Consider the following 20,305-nt stretch of genomic DNA (forward strand, 5'->3'; position numbering starts at 1 on the left):
ACCGAAGCCTGCCTACCTATATCATCTTCTCAAGCTTCTATACGTCAGTGGGGCAGCGACGGTTTCTCATCCGTCCACTCGATGCTGTCCAGCTGTTGTTTAAAATTGTTCTTGAAAACTTGCAAATATTCCTTACGAAGACGATCCCGCTCGGCGAGCTCCGATTCGTTCAGCCCGACCGTTTTGTGTTTACGTGACAGTTCGTTGATCCTGGCGATCAATTTTTCCATGGGAACCCTCCTCTCCTGTATCCCTTCTACTTTGCCACTGACGTCCCCCTCTGTCAAGGTGAACAAAATGCAAAAACCGGCACGGGAATATCCCATGCCGGCCTTGTCGCGTCATCGCTTAAGGGAGCATTTCATTCGGAACGATTAACATTTGTCCGTTCTTCAGGGAGGGATCATGCAGGTCGTTGCGTTCCATCAGCAGCCGTACGGCTTTGCGCGTATCCATCGAATCCTTCTTTAAGGTAGCCGCCAGGTGCCAGAGCGTATCGCCGCTGTCGGCGTAAACCACTTTCTCCGCGGTCGAAGCCGGCTGTACGTTCTCTTCGGAGGCGAACGTCTTCACCAATGCGAAACCGCTGAACAAAATGGCGAACGCCAGTACGAAGAACATCATTCTGGCCAAGCGCCAGCGTTGGCCGGAACCTTGACGAGAAGAAGCTTGTCCCCGATTAGAAGAAGACGAACGGCGAACGGCCGTAACGGAAGATGTATGTGAACCCAATGCCCAAGATTGTACCATGATCTCCACCCCAAACGTTTGTTCTGGTATGATCGTAACACGAACATACGTTTGAGTCAACGCTTTTTCGGAACATTTGTTCGGAAGAACGAATGTTTGTGCGAACTCGAGTTCTGTGTTATAATTTGTCATCATGTACTTGTCTTAGGGAGGGGCACACGTGTCCAAGATGTCCAATCGCCAGAATGCGATTCTCGAATTCATTAAGAACGAAGTCCGCGAGAAAGGTTATCCCCCTTCCGTGCGCGAAATCGGCGAAGCCGTCGGACTGGCTTCCAGCTCTACCGTTCACGGCCATCTGGACCGGCTGGAGAAGAAAGGCCTGATCCGCCGGGACCCGACCAAACCCCGCGCGATCGAGATATTGGACGATGACGAAACCGTGTTCGGCTTCACCTCTACCGTCCGCCAGATCCCGCTCGTCGGTAAAGTCACCGCGGGCGTACCGATTACCGCTACGGAGAATATTGAAGAGTACTTCCCGCTGCCGGTCACGATGGTTGGCGACCAGCCCGTGTTCATGCTCTCCGTCATGGGCGAAAGCATGATCGAAGCCGGCATCCATGACGGCGACTACGTCATCGTGCGCCAACAGCAGACGGCCAACAACGGCGAGATCGTCGTCGCCATGACGGAAGAGAACGAAGCGACCGTCAAGACGTTCTATAAAGAACGGGACCACATCCGTCTGCAGCCGGAGAACTCCACCATGGAACCGATTCGCCTGAAGCATGTAAGCATCCTCGGCAAGGTCATCGGCTTAATACGTTCCTTCATGTGACGGGCCGCTTCTTACATCCTACAAATGAAAACTCCCGACCGGGTTGCCGGCCGGGAGTTTTCGTTCTATAGGGTATGTGAGTTAGCGCGGGTGGCGCGCAATTTGACGGTCTATCTCGGTTTTTGGTTTGATTAGCGCGCGTGGCGCGCTATTTTAGCGGTCTACCTAGGATTTGTCTTGATTAGCGCGTGTGGCGCGCTATTTCGGCTTGCTACCTCGGTTTTGTCTTGATTAGCGCGTGTGCCGCGTTATTTCTATTTCGGTGTGTTACCTTTGTTTTGTCTTGATTAGGGGCATGTATAACGACGATTGAACGTATGTTCGCTTTTCGCAATTTTTGTTCGATCGTCGTTAAGTACCTCTGCGTAGCATAATTCCGCGATCAGCACGTACTCCCACGCAGTTTAGTAACCATCCGCTCCCTATCCCCACCGTCCGCATGAACATCACGTGCGGAGGCTATTTTGACGGGATTCGCGGTACAACGACTCAAATAGTGGACGTGGGAGGATATATCGATGGAATCTCGGTCAAACGACTGAAATAGTGGACGTGGCAAGCTATTTCGAGGCGAATACGAACACCCGAACAAGCGTTCGCCGCCTCAACCTAGGAGCAGAGCCATCACCACAGCACCCGAACAAACAAAAATCCCTTGGCGCTCGAGCGCCAAGGGATTTTTCATGCCATTAATACATCGTCAAATACTGGTCGCGTTCCCACTGGTGGACTTGCGTCCGGTACATGTCCCACTCGATTTCCTTGAGCTCGTAGAAGTGGCTCAAAGCGTGGTCGCCGAGCGCTTCGCACACGACGTCGTCGCGCAGCATTTCCTTGAGCGCTTCGATGAGGTTGGACGGCAGGCTCGAAATGCCGGAATCGGCCAGCTCGTCGTCGCTCATCACGTAGATGTTGCGATCTACCGGTGCCGGGAGAGGCAGCTTGTTCTTGATGCCGTCGAGGCCGGCTTTCAACATGACCGCGAGCGCCAGGTACGGATTCGCTGCCGGATCCGGGTTGCGCGCTTCGATGCGGGTGCTGAGCCCGCGCGAAGCCGGGATGCGGATCATCGGGCTGCGGTTGCTCGCGGACCAAGCGACGTAGGACGGCGCTTCGTAGCCCGGAACGAGCCGCTTATAGGAGTTGACCGTCGGGTTCGTGATCGCAGCGAAGCCGCGGGCGTGCGCGAGGATGCCGGCCATATAGTGGCGGGCGGTCGTGCTCAGGCCCAGCTTGTCGTTCGCGTCGAAGAACGCGTTCTCGTTGCCGCGGAACAGCGATTGGTGGCAGTGCATGCCGGAACCGTTCACGCCGAAGAGCGGCTTCGGCATAAACGTCGCATGAAGACCATGCTGGCGGGCAATCGTCTTGACGACGAGCTTGAACGTTTGGATTTGGTCGGCAGCCTTGATGGCCGACGCGTATTTGAAGTCGATCTCGTGCTGGCCCGGCGCCACTTCGTGGTGGGAGGCTTCGATTTCGAAGCCCATTTCTTCGAGCGTAAGCACGATATCGCGGCGGCAGTTCTCGCCCAGGTCCGTCGGCGCCAGGTCGAAGTATCCGCCCTGGTCGTTCAGCTCCGTGGTCGGATTGCCTTTGTCGTCCGTTTTGAACAGGAAAAATTCCGGCTCCGGACCGACGTTCATGGCCGTGAAGCCCATCTCTTCGGCTTCCTGCAGCGCGCGCTTCAGAATGCCGCGCGGGTCGCCCGCGAACGGCGTGCCGTCCGGCATGTAAATGTCGCAAATCAACCGGGCGATCCGGTCTTCCGTCACCCACGGGAATACGACCCAGGTGCTCAGGTCCGGATACAGGTACATATCGGATTCTTCGATCCGGACATAGCCTTCAATGGAAGAACCGTCGAACATCATTTTGTTGTCGAGCGCTTTTTCCAACTGGCTCAGGGGGATTTCCACGTTCTTGATCGTGCCCAGCAGATCGGTGAACTGAAGGCGGATGAAACGAACGTTCTGTTCCTTCGCGTTGCGCAAAATGTCTTCGCGTGTAAAGGTGGTCATGACTGCCTCCTTGATTTACGGCACGGCCGTTATTACTTGCTCTTGAAGAAACGGGAAAGCTCCCCTTGGATCAACGATACCTGGCCCGGCCGCTTGCCGGTCATCAGTTGCTGCTTCAGCATGCGGTGCAGCTGGGAATCGGTCATTTCCCTGCGTTTGACCTCGGATTGCTCGTTGATCACGGTCGGTTCGTCCGAACCGTCTCCGACGGGGTTCATCACCTGCTTGATGCCGGCGATGTTCACGCCCTTCTCGATCAGCGCTTTGATCTCCAGCAGCCTCTCTACGTCGTTAAAGGAAAAGAGCCTTTGGTTGCCCGCGGTCCGAGCGGGTTGGATCAGTTCATGCTGCTCGTAATAGCGGATTTGGCGAGCCGTCAGGTCCGTCAGTTTCATGACGATCCCGATCGGAAACAGCGCCATATTCCTGCGTATTTCATCGCCAGCCATGTCGTATCAACCTTCCATGGGGACTTTGTAGGATTTGAAATCACTTTCATTTTAGCCTTCCTACATAAACGTGTCAAGGAATGTAAGGTTATTTAACGGACTGACTCGGCGGTGTTTGTCGATTTCCGAACGTCGGGCTACCCTTTCACATACCCTTTGGCAGCCAGATCGAAGCACGCTTGGCGTACCGCCAGCTTCACATGGGCATAGGTGAGCCCGCCTTGCATATAAGCGATATAGGGTTCGCGGATCGGCGCGTCCGCGGACAGCTCAAGGCTGCCCCCTTGGATGAACGTGCCCGCCGCCATGATGACCGGATGCTCGTACCCGGGCATGTCCCACGGCTCCGGCACGACGTGCGCGTCGACCGCAGCCGCTTTCTGCACCGCCTGCACGAACGCGATAAGCGGCTCGGCGGCCGGGAACCGGATCGCCTGGATCAAATCCGTCCGCTCGTCCTGCCAGCGCGGATGCGTCTCGAAGCCCAATTGCTCGAACACGGCGGCCGCGAAAATGCTCCCTTTGACCGCTTGTCCGACGAGCAGCGGCGCGAGGAACAGCCCTTGATAGAGCGAACGTGTCGTCCCGAGCATCGCGCCCACTTCCCCGCCGATGCCGGGCGCCGTGATCCGGTACGCCGCCAGTTCGACCAGATCGGCGCGGCCCGCAATGTAACCTCCGCTGGGAGCCAGGCCCCCGCCCGGATTTTTGATCAGCGAGCCGGCGATCAGGTCCGCCCCGACTTCCGGCGGCTCCTTGTCCTCCGTAAATTCCCCGTAGCAGTTATCGACGAAAACGATGCCGTGCGGCGAGATCGATTTGATCCGGCGGACCATATCCCCGATCTGAGCGACGGTAAAGGAAGGCCGCCAATCGTATCCCCTGGAACGCTGAATGGCGAATACCTTCGTTTTCTCGGAGACCGCCGAGGCGACGCCGTCCCAGTCCATGGAACCGTCATTCTGCAAAGGAACCGTTTTGCATGCGATACCCCAATCCGACAACGAACCCGTTCCGTCGCCCGGCTTGCCGATGACCTTGTGCAGCGTGTCGTACGGGCTGCCCGTGACGAACAGCAGCTCGTCGCCCGGCCGCAGACAGCCGAACAAAGCCGCCGAAATCGTATGCGTCCCCGACACGAGATGCGGGCGCACGATCGCCGCCTCCGCCCCGAAAACGTCGGCGTAGACGAGATCCAGCACCTCGCGGCCCCGGTCGTTATATCCGTATCCGGTCGAGCCGGCGAAATGGTAATCGCTCACCTTCTGTTTCTGAAAAGCCCGGATAACCTTCTCCTGGTTTTTCTCGACGATCGCGTCGACGGACCGCAGGCGTTCGCCGGCCGTCTCTTCCGCTTTCGCCGCCCATCGCTCCCATTGCGCTTCCAACCCCGTCATCAACCGTTGCAGCTCCCTCTCGTTGCGGTTAAAGTTCCAGCCCGCCGGATTCTTCCATCCGGTAAGGCTCCAAAGGATATCCCCACTTCTCCATGTCGGCCTGATTGAGCCGAACCGTGAGCAGAAGCCAATCTTCGTCGGCTTGCGATTCCGTGACCTCTCCGACGCGGTAAGCGAGAGAGGCCAAGTCCCCGCGTGATGCCGGAATGCGGAGCGTGCACCAGTCGCCAAGCAGTTTGTCCTCGATCGCCTCGAGCAAGCGGGCCAAATCCCGCTCGCTGAACGCGCTCATGCGGATCGTATCCGGCCCTCCGGCCAGCAAGGACATTGAAGCGGCGGATACCTTATCGATTTTATTCCATATGTTCAGCATCGGTTTGCCCGCCGCGCCAAGCTCCTCCAACACTTCCTCCACGACCTGTTTCTGGCGGTCTCTCATCGGCGAGGACGCGTCCATGACGTGAAGCAGCAAATCGGCCTCGTTCGCTTCCTCGAGCGTCGCCCGGAAAGCGGCGACGAGATCGTGAGGAAGGTGCTGAATGAAGCCGACCGTGTCGGTCAGCACGACTTCCTTGCCGCTCGGCAGGCGAAGCGCGCGCGAGGTCGGATCCAGCGTCGCGAACAGTTTGTCCTCCGCCAGGACGTCCGCGAGCGTCAACTGCCGAAGCAGCGTCGATTTGCCTGCGTTCGTGTAGCCGACGAGCGCCACCTGCACGACGCCGCTTTTGCGCCGGCGCTCCCGGTGCAGGGTACGGTGCTGCATAACGGCTTCAAGCTGCCGTTTCAGCTCGGAAATCCGGTTGCGGACGTGCCGCCGGTCGGTCTCCAGCTTGGTCTCCCCGGGACCTCGCGTCCCGATGCCGCCGCCGAGGCGCGACAGGTTGATGCCCTGTCCCGACAGCCTCGGAAGCAGATAGGACAGCTGCGCCAGCTCGACCTGCAGGATTCCTTCCCGCGTTTTGGCGCGTCCCGCGAAAATATCGAGAATCAATTGCGTCCGGTCGATGATCTTCAGATCCAGCTCTTCCTCCAGGTTCCGAACCTGGGCGCCGGACAGCTCCTGGTCGAATATCGCCGTTACGGCCCCGGTCTCCGCGGCAGCGGCTTTGATTTCCTGGGCTTTGCCTTTGCCGACGAACCATTTGGAATCCGGCACGTCGCGGTTCTGCGTTAAAGTGGCGACCACTTCCACGCCCGCCGTCTCGGCCAAGGAGATCAATTCCTGCAGCGAGTGGCCCGGATCTCCTCCGGACCGTTTGACGATATCGGTCACGAGGCTGACGACGATCGCCTTTTCGGCTTCGCCGGCGCCCGTGTCGTAGCCGTTCTGTCTCAATGCGCATTCCTCTCTTCGCTGCCTTTCGCCCGTCAACGCTTTACAAACCCCGCACGTCCTCCGGCCGCAGGGACATGAGCTCCTGTTTCCCGGGGGAACCCGAGGGATATTGCGACAGCAGCCGAACCGCCTGGTAGCGGATGGCGCGTTCGATCACGTTGCGGACGTATCTGGCGTTGCTAAAATGGTAGATCGATTCGGCTTTTTCCTGCACCAGCAGCTCCCTGAGCTTGAACAGCGTCTGGGGAAGCAAGGCGTAGTCCCGATCTTTGGCCATGCCCTCCGCGATCTGGATCAATTGGTCCACGGAATAATCCGGGAATTCCATCTGGATCGGGAAACGCGACGGCAGCCCGGGATTCGTCAGCAAAAAGCCCTCGATCTCCAAAGTATACCCGGCCAGGATGAGGACGAATTGGTTTTTATAATCTTCCATCGCTTTAACGAGCGTATCGATCGCTTCTTTGCCGAAATCCTTCTCCCCGCCCCGGGCCAAGCTGTAAGCCTCGTCGACGAACAGGACGCCGCCGAGCGCTTTTTTGACCAGGTCGCGCGTTTTCTGCGCGGTATGCCCGATGTATTCCCCGACCAGATCGGCGCGCTCGACTTCGACGAGATGCCCTTTGGCAAGCAGTCCCATCCCCTGAAACAGCCGGGCGAGCAGCCGCGCGACCGTCGTTTTCCCGGTGCCGGGGTTTCCTTTGAAAATCATATGGTATACGTGCGAATGTGCCTGAAGGCCCGCTTCGTGGCGGAGCTGCGTAACTTGAAGAAGCGCGTAGATTTCGTACACGAGCTCCTTGACGTTCTCCAAGCCGACCATGCGTTCGAGCTCTCGCTGCCATTCGGCCCATGGACCGTTCTGGGGCAGCGCCTTCAAGGCCCCGGCGCCGTCCGCATAAGAGCCGGAAGCCTGGGCCGCAGCCCCGCCGTCCGATTCGGTTTTGCGAAGGATAATGTTGATTTGCCTGGAGGGCCGCATCGCGGCGGACCCCGCTTCCCTCACGTTTTCTTTACCCGCCCTCGCGTTCATCGCGTTCACCCCGGAAGGCCGTAGTCGGTGCGCATGAACCGTTCATGCCTCCGCCCTAACCAATGTATTCCGGGTACGGGCCGCCTAGTCATCCGATCGCGAGCCGGAGCTTCGTCAGCTGCCATTTCACGAACGCCAGCGTTTCCCTCGTCTCATGGTACGCCATGTTCATGACTTTGGAATCCGTGACGCTGACGATCGCGGACATGCCAAGCGTGTCGGCGATATCACGGGCTCTCGCCCCGTGATAGGAATGCGTAACGATCACTGCCGTGTGCCAGCCCTCGGCCGCCATGATGGCTTTCGCGTTCACCAGGTTTTCGTACGTGCTGCGGGAGGTTGCGTCCAGACGAATTGCTTTTTCCGGAACGCCCTGCTCCACCAGGTAATCCCTCATGCCCTCGGCTTCCGTGATCGTCGCACCGCCCGCGTCAAGCCCGCCGGTCACGATGATCCGGGAGTAGACGCCGGCATCGTAAAGGCTGATCGCATAATCCAGCCGCTCCCGTAAACCGGGGCTCGGCTTATTTTGCCACAAAGAAGCGCCGAGCACGACTCCGACATCCGCCCGTTTCCCCAGTCCGGCCGCGTCAACGCCTTCGAACGTCACGATCTGCCGGTACAAGCCCGCACACCACAACAGAAGCAGCGCGGCAACCGCGCACGCCGCCCATAAGGCGATGCGCAGCGGACGTCTCCGGGGACGTTTGTCCAACATGGAAAACGCCTTGCCTTTCGCGGGAAACATCATCCGATGGAGGTCCCTTTCTCCCATCCCAGCTTTTCCAGCAGCATTTTGCGATGGCGGATGCTCATATCGAAATAAGGGAACTTCTTGTTCCGGATCAATTCCAGCAGCCGGTTCGCCGTACGCTGGGCCATGTCGGAATCCTTCTGCGAAATGATGCCGTCGTCCAGCGCTTCCTCCAGCTCGTCTTCGTCCAGAAGCAGCAGCTCTCCCGTCGGCAGCATGACGATATCGAGATAGAGATCGTCGAACCATGGGACCTGCTGGTCGGTCAGCCCCTGCGTTTTGCAAATATCGATGTACCACTGGACCACGTTGCCTTGCGGGTCGAACATCGTCGTGACGACGAAATGCTCGCCTTTCGGAAAATGCTGCATCCACAAGTAGCCCCTGTCCGCGAGGCACATCCTCCGGCCGTTGTATTCCTTCCACAGCGGGTCGCGGAGCTCCTGGATCCGGTACAGCGTCACGAAACCGCGGAAGTGCGGATCGTCCATCGGAAAACAGGCGTAGTTCTTCTTCAAAATGCGGCGCCAATTGGCCCGGTCCGAGAATTTACGTTTCATGGGAGGACGTTCCTTTCCGTCCGGCGGAATCCCGCGAGCGGGAAAGGTGCGCCGGTCAGTCTCGACATATAACCAAAGCTTACCACAATCTGACGCCGCCCACCAGTTTGCCGATTTCCGCGGCTTGGCGCGGCAGCCGCACGCCAACCGCCATCGCAGCAAAACGAAAAACCCGGCATCCGAGATGCCGGGTTCTGCTGGGTTTCATTCGGGTGAAGAAGACGGAAGGATCTCCGGGTCCGAAGCCGAGCTTGAGGAGGGGCTGGCGGACGGACTGGACGACGGGCTGGCGGATGCGCTTGGCTCCGGGCTGTCGGGCAGCGTCCCGGCCGTCTTCGTGCTCGGCGACGGAGAAGGATTGTCGGCCGGCGTCTCGGAAGGCGACGGCGACGGCGATTGCGATGGACTCGGCGATGGCGACGGGCTCTGGGAAGGCGAAGGGCTTGGCGATTCCTGGCCACCCCCGCCACCCCCGCCGCCCTCGTCGGTTCCGCCGGTGCCGTCTTGACCCGTATCTCCGCCGGGCGTGGGCGATTCCGAAGGCGAAGGAGATGGGGTCTCCGCTCCGGAGACGACCTTGACCGTCACCTGTTCGGAAGGCTCGCTTTCCTGCTGCGACTTCGGATCGTAAGCCGTGACGTAATACGTGTAGGTCTGATCCGGCAACAGCGCCAAATCGTCGAACGCGGGATCGGCCGTTTCGGCGAGCTTCGCGAAATCGGCGTCAGCCTGAGACTTCCGGTACACCCGGAATGTCGTGCCTTCCGGAGCATTCGGCGCGCTCCAGTTGAGCGAGACGGACACGGTGTCCGGGTTGTAAGCTGCCGTCAATCCCGTGACGGCAGCCAGCGGTTTCCCGTCGATGACGCCTTCCGGTTTCGGGAACGACTGCTTTTTCTTCCCTTCGAGCGCTTTGGACATGACCTTGGAGAACAAGGCGGCCGCCTGGCCGCTGCTCTGCTGCACGAGATGGTTCTTATCCGTGTTGTCGTATCCCACCCAAACGGCGGCCGTCAATTCCGGCGTGTAGCCCACGAACCATACGTCGCGGTTGCCCCCTGCATTGACCGGCAGCCCCTTGATGCCGTGCTGCGTCGTGCCGGTTTTGCCGACGACGGTGCGTCCGGGAATTTGGGCGCGAACGCCCGTTCCGCCCGTCTGCGTGACCCCTTGCAGAACCTGGGTCACGTAATAAGCCGTTTGGGGCGACATGACCCGCTTCGCTTTCGGGGGACTGAATTCGTACACGACTTCCCCGCGGCTGTTCGTGATCGACAGGATGGAATGCGGGTCCATCAGCGTCCCGCCGTTCGCGAACGCGCTGTACGCCCGCGCCATCTCCAGAGGCGATGCGCCGTGCGTGAGGCCCCCGAGCGCGATCGCCAGGTTCCGGTCCTGTTTGCTGTCGAGATCGATGCCGAGCTTCGAGGCGAAATCAAGGCCTTTTTTGACGCCGATCTGGTTAAGCAGCCAAACGGCCGGTTGGTTACGGGATTCCTTGACGGCTTGGGTCATCGCGACCGGGCCGATGTATTTCGTCTTATTGGAGTCCGTCGGACAGTACTTGCCGTCGTTATAGCAAGTCTTGTCGTCCCGCAGGATGGACCACGGGAAGTAGTCGCCGGTCTCGATCGCCGGACCGTACGTGGAGATCGGCTTGAACGAGGAGCCCGGCTGCCGCTGCTTGGTGACGCGGTTCCAGCCTTGTTTCTCGTAATCCCGTCCGCCGATCATCGCGATCAGCGAGCCGTCGTGCTGGTCCATGATGACCATCGAGCTCTGGATTTTGATTTCGTCCTTGCTCTTCTCGAAGTTGCTGTCGTCCTTGTAGACGTCTTCCATCGCTTTCTGCGCTTTCGTGTCGATAGTCGTCTTGATCGTGTAGCCGCCGCTCAGAAGCTCTTCCTCGCTCAGGTCGGTAACGGCTTTGGCTTCGTCCACGACGTAATCGATATACGATTGGTACTGCTGCTTGCTTTTCGGCACCACGTCGGGATTGTAATCGACCTTCTTCGCCGCCTCCGCCTGTTCCGCGGTAATGAGTCCCTGATCCTGCATGAGCGAGAGAACGACGGCCCGCCGCTCCTTGGACTTCTCCGGGTTCGAGATCGGGTTGTAGGTGCCCGGAGCTTTCGGGATCCCCGCCAGCGTGGCGATTTCCCACGGCTCCAGCTGCTGCTTCGGATCCTTGCTCGTGATGTCCTTATTGAAGTAGTACTTGGCCGCGGTTTTGATCCCGTACTGGCCTTTGCCGAAATAAATCCGGTTCAGGTACAGCTCCAAAATTTCGTCTTTGCTCTTATGGCGCTCCAGCGCGAGCGCGATCGAGGCTTCCGTTCCTTTGCGGAACAGCGTCTTGTCCGAATTCAGGAAAATGTTCTTGGCGACCTGCTGGGTAATCGTGCTCGCGCCCTCCACGGCGCTTCTGGAGACGACGTCCTTGACCAAAGCGCGCCCGATACCGAACAAATCGACCCCGCCGTGCTCATAAAACCGTTTATCCTCCGTCGCGACGAAGGCGTCCTTCACCATTTTCGGAATATCGTTGATGGCGACGAATTCGCGGTTGCCTTCCGAAACGTAGAGCTTGGCGACCTGTTTGTCATTCTTATCCACGATGACGGAAGCGGAGTCCAGATTCAACTTATTGAGGTTCTGGCTCAAGATGCGCTCGCCGTTCAAAATAATAAGCAAATAGCCCACGACGGCGCAAACGATGCCCAGCAGCACGACGAAGAACAGCCAGATCAGAGCTCTTTTCTTGCTGCGCTTGCGCGGAGGACGCTTGGCATTGCCGCCTCCCCGGTTTCCTTCCTGGCCGCCGCTCCTGGGGGCTCGGCTCGTTGAAGGTTTTTCCTGCATGGTAGTTTCCCCCTTCTGCTCCACTTACTCTCTCTCTAGCTAACATACCCTGAAACCCCAAGCCTAAAAAGGTCCCGGCAAAAAGAGAACAACCCGCTCACGAGGGTTGCTCCGGCCGGTCTCTATTCTGTTAAACGAATGGCGAGGGTAAAAGGTTTCGCGATTCCCGCCCGACGCGCCCGAGGGATCAAGCCTCGGCGGTCGTTTCCTGCTGCATCAAGGATACGTTGCGCTGCGGCATGAACGTGCTGATGGCGTGTTTGTAAACCATCTGCTGCCGCCCTTCGCTGTCGATGACGATGGTGAAGTTGTCGAAAGCGCGGACGACGCCGCGGATTTGAAACCCGTTGGTCAAGTAAACGGTGACCGGGATGCTGTCTTTGCGAAGTTGATTTAAGAAGGTGTCCTGGATGTTGATGGATTTGTTCATCGGTTCAAAACCCCCATCGCCATAGTGAAAATCGCGTTATATGGAATTGCCGGATAAAGATTTCCTCAACGAATATATTCAAGATCGAGAAGAAACTTTCCTGCTATTATAGCACAAATCGAATTGAAAAGATCGGAGTTTTTTCCCTCCGCGTCCTTCTCCACCCAAACGAGGTCCTGCATGTGGCGGAACCAGGACAGCTGGCGTTTGGCAAAATGGCGCGTATCCCTCTTCAGAAGCTCTACGGCAGCCGGCAGGTCCGTCTCTCCTGCCAGGTAAGCCGCGATCTCCTTGTAGCCGAGCCCCTGCATCGAAACGGCCGACCGGGGAACGCCGGCTTCCATGAGCTTCTTGACTTCGCCGACGAGTCCTTCTTCGATCATGGCGTCAACCCGCGCGTTGATGCGGCGGTAGAGTTCCGCCCTGTCCATCGTCAATCCGATCAGGCAAAGCCGGTACGGGGATTCCTTGCGCGCGCCGCGCGTCTGCTCCTGCGTCTCGCTCAGCGTTTGTCCGGTCGTCTCGTACACCTCGAGGGCGCGGATCACCCGGCGCTCGTCGTTCGGATGGATCCGGGCCGCGGAACCCGGGTCGACTTGGGCGAGCCGGGCATGGAGCGCTTCGGCTCCGTGTTCATCGGCGAACGCCTGCATCCGGGCGCGAAACGCCTCATCCCCGGACTCGCCCTGGAACGTGAACCCGTAGCAGACCGACTCCACGTAGAGACCGGTGCCGCCGACGATGAAGGGGATTTTGCCGCGGGAGACGATCTCGCGGATTTTCTCCTCGCAAAGCCGCTGGAAAATCGACGCGGAGAAAGGCTCCTCGGGATCGAGGATGTCGATGAGATGGTGCGGGATGCCCTCCCGCTCCTCCAACGGGAGCTTCGCCGTTCCGATATCCATGCCGCGGTATACCTGCATGGAGTCGCCGCTGATGATCTCGCAGCCGGCGGCTTTGGCGATCCGCAGGCTGAGCTCGGTTTTGCCGACGGCGGTCGGGCCCACGAGCACGAGCAGCGGCGGCCGGTTATCTGTTTCCGGCAGCGTCATATCCTTATCACTCCATAGGAAACGGCAGACGTGGAAACGCGCGCCGGGGCGAACCCGAGGCGCGCAAATTCGGCGCTGCCGCTCGTGTTTTTCAGGACGACCGATTTCCGCGCCACCCTCTTCGCTTCCCGCACCGTCTCCTCGGAGAGCGGCTCGTGAAACGCATGGGATCGCAGGGGCTGCAGGGACGCGGAAGTTTCGACGGGCCGCTCGAACATCGGGTCGAAATAAACGATGTCCACGCTACGGTCGGGCATGCCGAGCAGCATTTCCGCGTGGTTCCCGTGCCGGAGCTCGACGCGGCGGCACGCTTCGTCGGCTTCCGGCACGCCCGTGTCCGCGGCGTTCAGCCCTTCCCGGACGATGACGTACAAAAGCCGCGAGGCCTCGATCGCCGTAACCCGTCCTTCGGCACCCACGGCATGGCTGAACACGAGAGCGTCCGAGGCGAGTCCCGCCGTGCAGTCCAGTACGGAATCGCCCGGTGCCGCGCCGGAGACGGAGACCATCGCGTCGGACTCGCCCGCGAGCAGCCGTTTGACGCGGATCAGGCCCATGCTCGGATGAAAGAACAGCGGCGGCTGGTCCCCGGAGACGTATCGAAGCCCGTCCGCGGACACGACCAGCACGCCATCGGCGCCATGCTTCCGAAGCAAGCCGCGCAGCGTGTCCCTGCGCCGGGGCACGCAAGACGCGCCAAGCTCCTTCGCGAGCAGCAGAGCCCTCTCCGTCAAACCGGAGGCCGGTTTTTCGGCGGTCGTGACGATCAAGACATCACCCGCTTGAACATTTTCTCCAATTCATAGGTGCTGAAGCTGACGACGATCGGCCTGCCGTGCGGACAGGTGTAAGGCTGGCGGCATTGTCCGAGCCGCTGGAGCAGCTTTTCCCCGGATTCCCGCGTCAGCGCCTGGTTTGCTTTGATCGAAGCCTTGCAGGAGCATAGGATCGCCGCTTTTTCCCGGAGGGCGTGCAGATCGATCTTGCGCTCCTGCAGCACCCACTCCGCGATTTCCCGCGCAACGTCCGCCTCGTCTCCATCCGGAAACCAGTGGGGCACCGCGCGTATGATAAAGGTATTGCCACCGAACTCTTCCAAATATACGCCCGCGCTCGCGAAGGCGGGCAGCCTGTCCCGCAGCAGCGCGAATTCGTCCGGCGCGAATTCCATCGTCACGGGGAAAAGCAGCTCTTGGCTCGCTTCCTCCGGCCGGCCGAATTTATCGTAATAAAATTCGTAATGGATACGCTCGTGGGCGGCATGCTGGTCGATCAGGTACAAGCCGTTCTCGTTCTGCGCCACGATGTACGTGCCGTGCAGCTGCCCGATCCAGCTCAACTCGGGAAACTCGGGTTTCGCTTCCCGTTGGTCCGGCGTTTCCGGCGATGCGAACGCGGCCTGCCACACGGACTCGGGAATTTTCTCCGAGGCGGGTGACGCGGACTGTGAAGGAGCGGCGAAGCCGCCGCCCTTCCCGGAGGAAGAGTAAGACTCGGATTTCGTCGCCGCCGTTTGCGAGAAGGCCTGTGCCGAAGAAGCCGCCGGTTGACGAACCGAAGGCTCGTAAGCCGCCTTCGACTCCTTGGCCGGCCACCCTGCGGAAGAAGGCGCCCCAGTCGGCGAAGGCGCCGTGGCTGATGCCGATCCGCGCGACTCAGGCTCCGTATCCGTCGGAGGCAGCTGGAAGCGGATTTGATCCTGTACCCAGGCAGGCGAAGGCTTCGCCGTGCGCACGGACGTGCCGGACGGGATATAGGCTTGGCCGCTGACCGCCCGCTTCACCGTCTCCTCGATGAAGGCCCTGAGCTCGGCTTCTTTGCTGAAACGCACTTCCAGCTTGGCCGGATGCACGTTGACGTCGACCAAGCCGGGATGCATGCGCAAGTTTAATACGGCGAGCGGATACCGGTGCAGCGGCAGCAGCGTGTGGTACGCCTGAAGCAGCGGCTGCACGACCGCCTGGCTGCGGACGTAGCGCCCGTTGACCAGGATCGTGACGGCGTTGCGGTTCGCCCGCGTTTCCACCGGCATCGCCGTAAGGCCGGTCAGCGAATAGTCCGGATCGTCGGAATGAAGCTCGACCATCGCCTTCGCCGCGGCCGTACCGTAGATGGCGGCGACGACCTGCTTCAGATCGCCGGTGCCCGACGTCCGCAGCAGCACGGTTCCGTTGTGGCGGAACGTGAAGGCGATGTCCGGGCGGGCCAGCGCTTGCCGGTATACGACGTCGGACAGATGCCCCAGTTCGGTCTGGATCGTCTTCATGTATTTCAACCTGGCGGGCGTGTTGTAAAACAGATCGCGCACGGTCATTTCCGTACCGCGGTTCGCGTTCGTCTCTCCTTCGGCTTTGACGGCTCCTCCTTCGATCTCGAGGAAGCGCGCCAGCCCGCCGTCGTCCGTGGCGCTGACGCAACGGACCTTGGCGACGGCCGCGATGCTGGGAAGCGCTTCGCCGCGGAACCCGAGCGTTTCGATCTGGAACAGGTCCTTGGCGCTCGCGATTTTGCTCGTCGCGTGGCGTTGGAAAGCCGTCAGCATGTCGTCCGGCTGGATGCCCGCGCCGTCGTCCTGGATCCGCAGAAGCGTCAGGCCGCCTTCCTCCGCCGTGATCTCGATGCGGGCGCTGCCGGCGTCGACGGCGTTTTCCACCAATTCCTTCAACACGGACGCCGGCCTCTCCACGACTTCTCCCGCCGCGATTTGGTTCGCCAAATGTTCGTCTAACGGACGGATGATACCCATCTTCGCGGATCTCCTTTCTGTGCTGCGCTCAGCGGACGGAAAGCTTCAATACGCCGTCTACGGCGCCCCCGGTCAGGCTAGGGAACCATTGCTCCATGACGGACAAATCGACCAAATTCCAACCGTTCTTGTTTATCAGACGGCCGTCGCCGTTTTTCAACGGAAATGCTTTCCCGTCTCGGCTGACTGTCACGCTTTTCGTTTTCGCCTCATAACCCACGCTGGCGCCGGTCAGGGCCGCAGCCAGCCGCAAGCTGACATACCAGCGGTTTCCTTGCTGTACGGCCGCATAAGGGTGCGTAGTCCGTACGCCGTTGATGACGACGGTCCCTTTGCCCACGCTGGCCGACAACTGCGTGCCGCCGGAATCGCGATAAGCCTCGATCAGTTGCTCTTCCGCCCCTTCGACGACTTGGTCGGGCTGGAGCCCCGTTTTATCGACCTTGCGACCTTTGGGCGTGAAATATTCCTGTACCGTCACTTTGATCACGCCGCCGCTCTGCAGCGGAATGATGGACTGGACGACGCCTTTGCCGTAGGTTTTCGTGCCGACCAGCTTCGCGACCCCGTAATCCTGCAGCGCTCCGGCAAGCAGCTCGGAAGCGCTGGCCGAGTATCCGTTGACCAGGATCGTCACGGGATACGGCTTGCCGCCGCCGCTCAGCGGAAGCGGGTCGTCGTTGCCGTCCCGGTCCTTCAAATGGGCCAGCACCCCGTTTTTGACGAATAAGCTGGCGATTTTCTGCGCCGCGGTGACGTAGCCGCCTCCGTTGTTGCGCAAGTCGATCACGAGCGAAGTCATGCCCGATTTCTCCAGCTTATCCAGCTGCTTCGCGAATTGCGTGCCGGCATCGGTCGTGAAACCGGTCAAGGCCAGATACCCGACGCCTTCTCCCATCATCTGCCCGGAAGCCGCCGGCAGCTGCAGCGCTTGGCGCACCGCCGTGAGCGTCAGCATCTTGCCGTTCCGGTCGACGCCTACCGTGACGGAGGTTCCGGCGATACCCCGCAGCTTGCCCTGCAGGTCGGAGATCGACAAGCCTTTCGCGGATTTCCCGTTCACCGACGAAATCACGTCGCCGGCCTGGAAGCCGGCCTTTTCCGCCGGGCTGCCCGCAATGACTTCTTCGATATAGATGCGCCCGTTCTCCTGGACGAGCACGATGCCGATGCCCGTGAAATTCTGTTCCAAGTCGGAGGCGAAGCTTTTCCATTCCTCATCGTCGAAGTATTGCGTATACGGATCGTGCAGGGACTCGACCATCTTGTCGATTTCGGTCTGGTTCAGGTCTTTGTCGTCCGGCTTGCTGAGATGGTATTCCTCAAGAATCTGCCGGACTTCGTTCAACTGCTCCTTCGTTTCGGCCCAGGAGACGGACGGCGCCCATGCCCCGGACAGTAAGAGGGCGGCCAGCAGCGCCGCGATCGCGCGGCGGATCGTTCTCCCGCGAATCATGAAGGTTCCCCGCTCTCCGTTAATAAGTTTTTGGCGTCGTTCAACCATTCCATCGCTTGCAGAGGCGTCATCCGCATAATGTCGAGACGCCGGAGCTTCTCGAGCACTTTGTCCTGCGCCGGAGAGTTGCTTTTTTTCGGTTTCTCCGGGGCCGGCGATTCCGCGAACATCGACAGCTGTACGACCGCCGCTTCCGGATTGGGCACGGGCGAGAAAGCGGCTGCCGTCTCACAGACGGTTGCGGCGGCCGGCCGCTGCGCGCTCTCGATCAGCGAGTACGCGCGGCTGACGATCGTGTCCGGCAAGCCGGCGAGCTGCGCGCAATAGATGCCGTAGCTCGAATCGGCGGCTCCCGGCACCAGCTTGCGGAGGAACGTCACGCCGCCTTGGCTTTCCTTCACGGCCATACAGCCGTTGCTGAGCGAGCGGAGCGAGTTTTCCAAATGGGCGAGCTCGTGGAAATGCGTCGAGACGAGCGCTTTGCAGCGGATGTGATCATGAACGTATTCGATCACCGCTTGCGCGATGGCCATGCCTTCTTCGGTCGAGGTTCCCCTGCCGAGCTCGTCGATGATGACGAGGCTGCGTTCCGTCGCCTGCTCCGTCATGACTTGAATATCCTTCATCTCGACCATGAACGTGCTTTGACCTCCGACGAGGTCATCCGCCGCGCCGATCCGCGTGAAAATACGGTCCACGAGCGGCAGGGACGCGCTTTTGGCCGGAACGAAGCAGCCGATTTGCGCCATGATGCAGATGACCGCCACTTGCCGCATGTAGGTGCTTTTGCCGGCCATATTGGGACCGGTGATGAGCAGGATCGAGTTGTCCCGCGTCAAAGCGGAGTGGTTGGCGATGAAGCTGCCGCTCTCGGACACCGCTTCGACGACGGGATGGCGGCCGTCTTCGATGTGAAGGTCGTATCCCTCGCTCCAGGAAGGACGGGTATACCTGCGCTCTGCGGACACTTCGGCGAGCGATTGCAAGGCGTCCAGGGCGGAAAGCCCTTCCGCGAGCTGCTGCAGCCGCGGGATTTGCGCGGCGATGCCGTCGCGAAGACGGACGAACGTCTCGTATTCGAGGTCGACCATGCTCTCTTCCGCTTCGAGAATGAGCGCTTCCTTCTCTTTCAGCTCGGGCGTGACGAACCGCTCGGCGTTGGCCAGCGTTTGCTTGCGTTCGTAACGGCCTTCGGGGAGCGCGCCGAGGTTCGCCCGCGTCACTTCCAGATAATAGCCGAACACTTTGTTGAAGCCGATCTTGAGCGACTTGATGCCGGTCGCTTCCCGCTCCTGCCGTTCCAATTCGGCGATCCATCGCTTGCCGTTCTGGCTGGCTTCCCGCAGCGTGTCCAGCTTCGGATCGAAGCCGGGCCGGATGAGTCCGCCCTCGCGGACGGAAACGGGCGGCTCGTCGGCGATGGCCGATCCGATCGCTTCCGCGACGTCCGCGCAGGCGTCCATTCGGTCGGCGATCGCGGCGAGCGGAGACGCGCCCGAGTCGCGGCACAGACTCTGAAGGGCCGGCACCCGTTCCAGCGTCGCCCTCAATGCGTTAAGGTCCCGAGCGTTGGCCGTGCCGTAGGCGATCCGGCCGACGAGCCGCTCCAGGTCGTACACTTCCCGAAGCTCTTCTCGGATCCCCTCCCGCCGCATCCAATCGCGGTGAAGCGCTTCGACGGCGTCGAGCCTGCGGTCGACCGCATCCCGGTCGAGCAGAGGCTGGTCGACCCAACGTTTGAGGAGTCGGGCGCCCATTGCCGTGCGCGTGCGGTCCAGCAGCCAGAGCAGCGACCCTTTGCGCGAGCGGTCGCGGACCGTTTCCGTCAGCTCCAGGTTGCGCCTCGTAAACGCGTCCAGCGCCATGTAGGATTCCGGCTCGTAGGCTTTCACGGTCCGCAGGTGGCCGAGCGAGCGCTTCTGCGTTTCGCCCAGGTAACCGATCAACCGTGCGACCGCGGCTTTCCGGACGTCCTCGTGCGCGGCCCACCGCTCGTTCGGAAATTGGTTCGCCAGCAAGGCGGCGTCGTAATCGCTCCGTTCCGTACACAAAATCGTGCGGCCCGATGCGGCGGACTCCTCGCGGATCAGCCGGACGGCCGCTTCGTCTCCGACGGCTTCCGCCGGTTTATAGACGTTGAGCGCGTTTTTCACCGCTTCGCGCGCGGCGGCGAACGAAGTGACGTAAAGTTCGCCCGTCGTCAGATCGCAGGCGGCGAGGCCGAACCGGCCTCCGGATTCGGCGGCCCCGACGATGAAGTTGTTCGCCGCCTCCTGCGCGGCCTTCGTATCCATGACGGTGCCGGGCGTCACGATGCGAACGATCTCTCGGCGCACGACGCCTTTGGCCGCCTTCGGATCCTCCACTTGCTCGCAAATCGCGACTTTGTAGCCTTTTTCGATCAGCCTCGCTATGTATCCTTCCGCGGAATGATAGGGGACGCCGCACATCGGCACCCGCTCTTCCATCCCGGCTCCGCGCCCGGTAAGCGTGATTTCGAGCTCCCGCGAAGCGGTCAGCGCGTCTTCGAAAAACATTTCGTAGAAATCGCCGAGACGGAAAAAAAGCAGCGCGTCCCGCGCTTCCGCCTTAACGGATAAGTATTGTTCCATCATGGGGGTATATCCGGCCATGTCGAGCCTCCGATTGAGGAAGAAAGATTGTCAGGGATGACATCG

17 protein-coding genes are annotated in these 20,305 nt (G+C 60.3%); 1 reads left to right on the plus strand and 16 read right to left on the minus strand.

Translation table 11 applies throughout. The annotated features are described in order from the left end of the window. Window positions 1-44: 44 nt before the first annotated feature. Both EAV92_RS08485 and EAV92_RS08490 read right to left on the minus strand, forming a co-directional pair. Window positions 45-230 (minus strand): DUF896 domain-containing protein, encoded by a 186-nt coding sequence (locus EAV92_RS08485; RefSeq protein WP_123040658.1) that lies wholly within the window; start codon window positions 228-230, stop codon window positions 45-47. Window positions 231-348: 118 nt separating this feature from the next. Beyond that, complete coding sequence (locus EAV92_RS08490) at window positions 349-750, minus strand: LysM peptidoglycan-binding domain-containing protein (RefSeq protein WP_164472692.1); 402 nt, start codon at window positions 748-750, stop codon at window positions 349-351. A gap of 160 nt (window positions 751-910) precedes the next feature. Here EAV92_RS08490 and lexA point away from each other — a divergent pair, with 160 nt between their 5' ends. Beyond that, window positions 911-1,531, plus strand: a complete 621-nt coding sequence (lexA, locus tag EAV92_RS08495; protein WP_123040660.1) for a transcriptional repressor LexA — start codon at window positions 911-913, stop codon at window positions 1,529-1,531. Window positions 1,532-2,220: 689 nt separating this feature from the next. On the opposite strand, the gene glnA is transcribed toward lexA, so the two are convergent. From glnA to mutS, 14 genes are all read right to left on the minus strand, one after another. After that, the gene (gene glnA, locus EAV92_RS08500; RefSeq protein ID WP_123040661.1) at window positions 2,221-3,552 is read right to left on the minus strand and encodes a type I glutamate--ammonia ligase; all 1,332 of its coding nucleotides are present in this window, start codon (window positions 3,550-3,552) and stop codon (window positions 2,221-2,223) included. Window positions 3,553-3,584: 32 nt separating this feature from the next. Continuing rightward, window positions 3,585-4,001 (minus strand): MerR family transcriptional regulator, encoded by a 417-nt coding sequence (locus EAV92_RS08505; RefSeq protein WP_123040662.1) that lies wholly within the window; start codon window positions 3,999-4,001, stop codon window positions 3,585-3,587. A gap of 137 nt (window positions 4,002-4,138) precedes the next feature. Further along, a complete protein-coding gene (locus EAV92_RS08510; protein WP_123040663.1) occupies window positions 4,139-5,398 on the minus strand; it encodes a methionine gamma-lyase family protein in 1,260 nt (419 codons plus the stop codon). A 28-nt stretch (window positions 5,399-5,426) separates the two neighbouring features. Continuing rightward, a complete protein-coding gene (gene hflX, locus EAV92_RS08515) occupies window positions 5,427-6,734 on the minus strand; it encodes a GTPase HflX (protein WP_123040664.1) in 1,308 nt (435 codons plus the stop codon). Window positions 6,735-6,774: 40 nt separating this feature from the next. Then, on the minus strand, window positions 6,775-7,767 hold the full coding sequence (locus EAV92_RS08520) for an AAA family ATPase (RefSeq protein WP_123040666.1): 993 nt from the start codon (window positions 7,765-7,767) through the stop codon (window positions 6,775-6,777). Between the two features lie 88 nt (window positions 7,768-7,855). Beyond that, window positions 7,856-8,518: a YdcF family protein gene (locus EAV92_RS08525; RefSeq protein ID WP_164472693.1), complete on the minus strand. Its 663-nt coding sequence runs from the start codon at window positions 8,516-8,518 to the stop codon at window positions 7,856-7,858. After that, entirely contained in the window at window positions 8,515-9,081 is a 567-nt protein-coding gene (locus EAV92_RS08530) for a ribonuclease FAU-1 family protein (RefSeq protein ID WP_123040669.1), read from the minus strand. Before EAV92_RS08530 ends, EAV92_RS08525 begins: the two co-directional genes overlap by 4 nt. Window positions 9,082-9,285: 204 nt before the next feature. Continuing rightward, window positions 9,286-11,943, minus strand: coding sequence for a transglycosylase domain-containing protein (locus EAV92_RS08535; protein ID WP_123040670.1), 2,658 nt, complete (start codon window positions 11,941-11,943; stop codon window positions 9,286-9,288). A gap of 187 nt (window positions 11,944-12,130) precedes the next feature. Further along, the gene (gene hfq, locus EAV92_RS08540) at window positions 12,131-12,373 is read right to left on the minus strand and encodes an RNA chaperone Hfq (protein ID WP_123040672.1); all 243 of its coding nucleotides are present in this window, start codon (window positions 12,371-12,373) and stop codon (window positions 12,131-12,133) included. Window positions 12,374-12,438: 65 nt separating this feature from the next. Then, window positions 12,439-13,425 (minus strand): tRNA (adenosine(37)-N6)-dimethylallyltransferase MiaA, encoded by a 987-nt coding sequence (gene miaA, locus EAV92_RS08545; protein ID WP_206424294.1) that lies wholly within the window; start codon window positions 13,423-13,425, stop codon window positions 12,439-12,441. Continuing rightward, entirely contained in the window at window positions 13,422-14,195 is a 774-nt protein-coding gene (locus tag EAV92_RS08550; RefSeq protein WP_123040674.1) for a class I SAM-dependent methyltransferase, read from the minus strand. The genes miaA and EAV92_RS08550 overlap by 4 nt, the downstream gene beginning before the upstream one ends. Then, the gene (gene mutL / locus EAV92_RS08555; protein ID WP_123040676.1) at window positions 14,192-16,171 is read right to left on the minus strand and encodes a DNA mismatch repair endonuclease MutL; all 1,980 of its coding nucleotides are present in this window, start codon (window positions 16,169-16,171) and stop codon (window positions 14,192-14,194) included. Before mutL ends, EAV92_RS08550 begins: the two co-directional genes overlap by 4 nt. Before the next feature lie 28 nt (window positions 16,172-16,199). After that, a complete protein-coding gene (locus EAV92_RS08560; RefSeq protein WP_164472694.1) occupies window positions 16,200-17,627 on the minus strand; it encodes a S41 family peptidase in 1,428 nt (475 codons plus the stop codon). Further along, window positions 17,624-20,260, minus strand: coding sequence for a DNA mismatch repair protein MutS (gene mutS, locus EAV92_RS08565; RefSeq protein ID WP_123040680.1), 2,637 nt, complete (start codon window positions 20,258-20,260; stop codon window positions 17,624-17,626). The genes EAV92_RS08560 and mutS overlap by 4 nt, the downstream gene beginning before the upstream one ends. Window positions 20,261-20,305: the final 45 nt, after the last annotated feature.

It is taken from the genome of Cohnella candidum, from assembly GCF_003713065.1.
In the GTDB taxonomy this organism is placed as follows: Bacteria; Bacillota; Bacilli; order Paenibacillales; family Paenibacillaceae; genus Cohnella; species Cohnella candidum.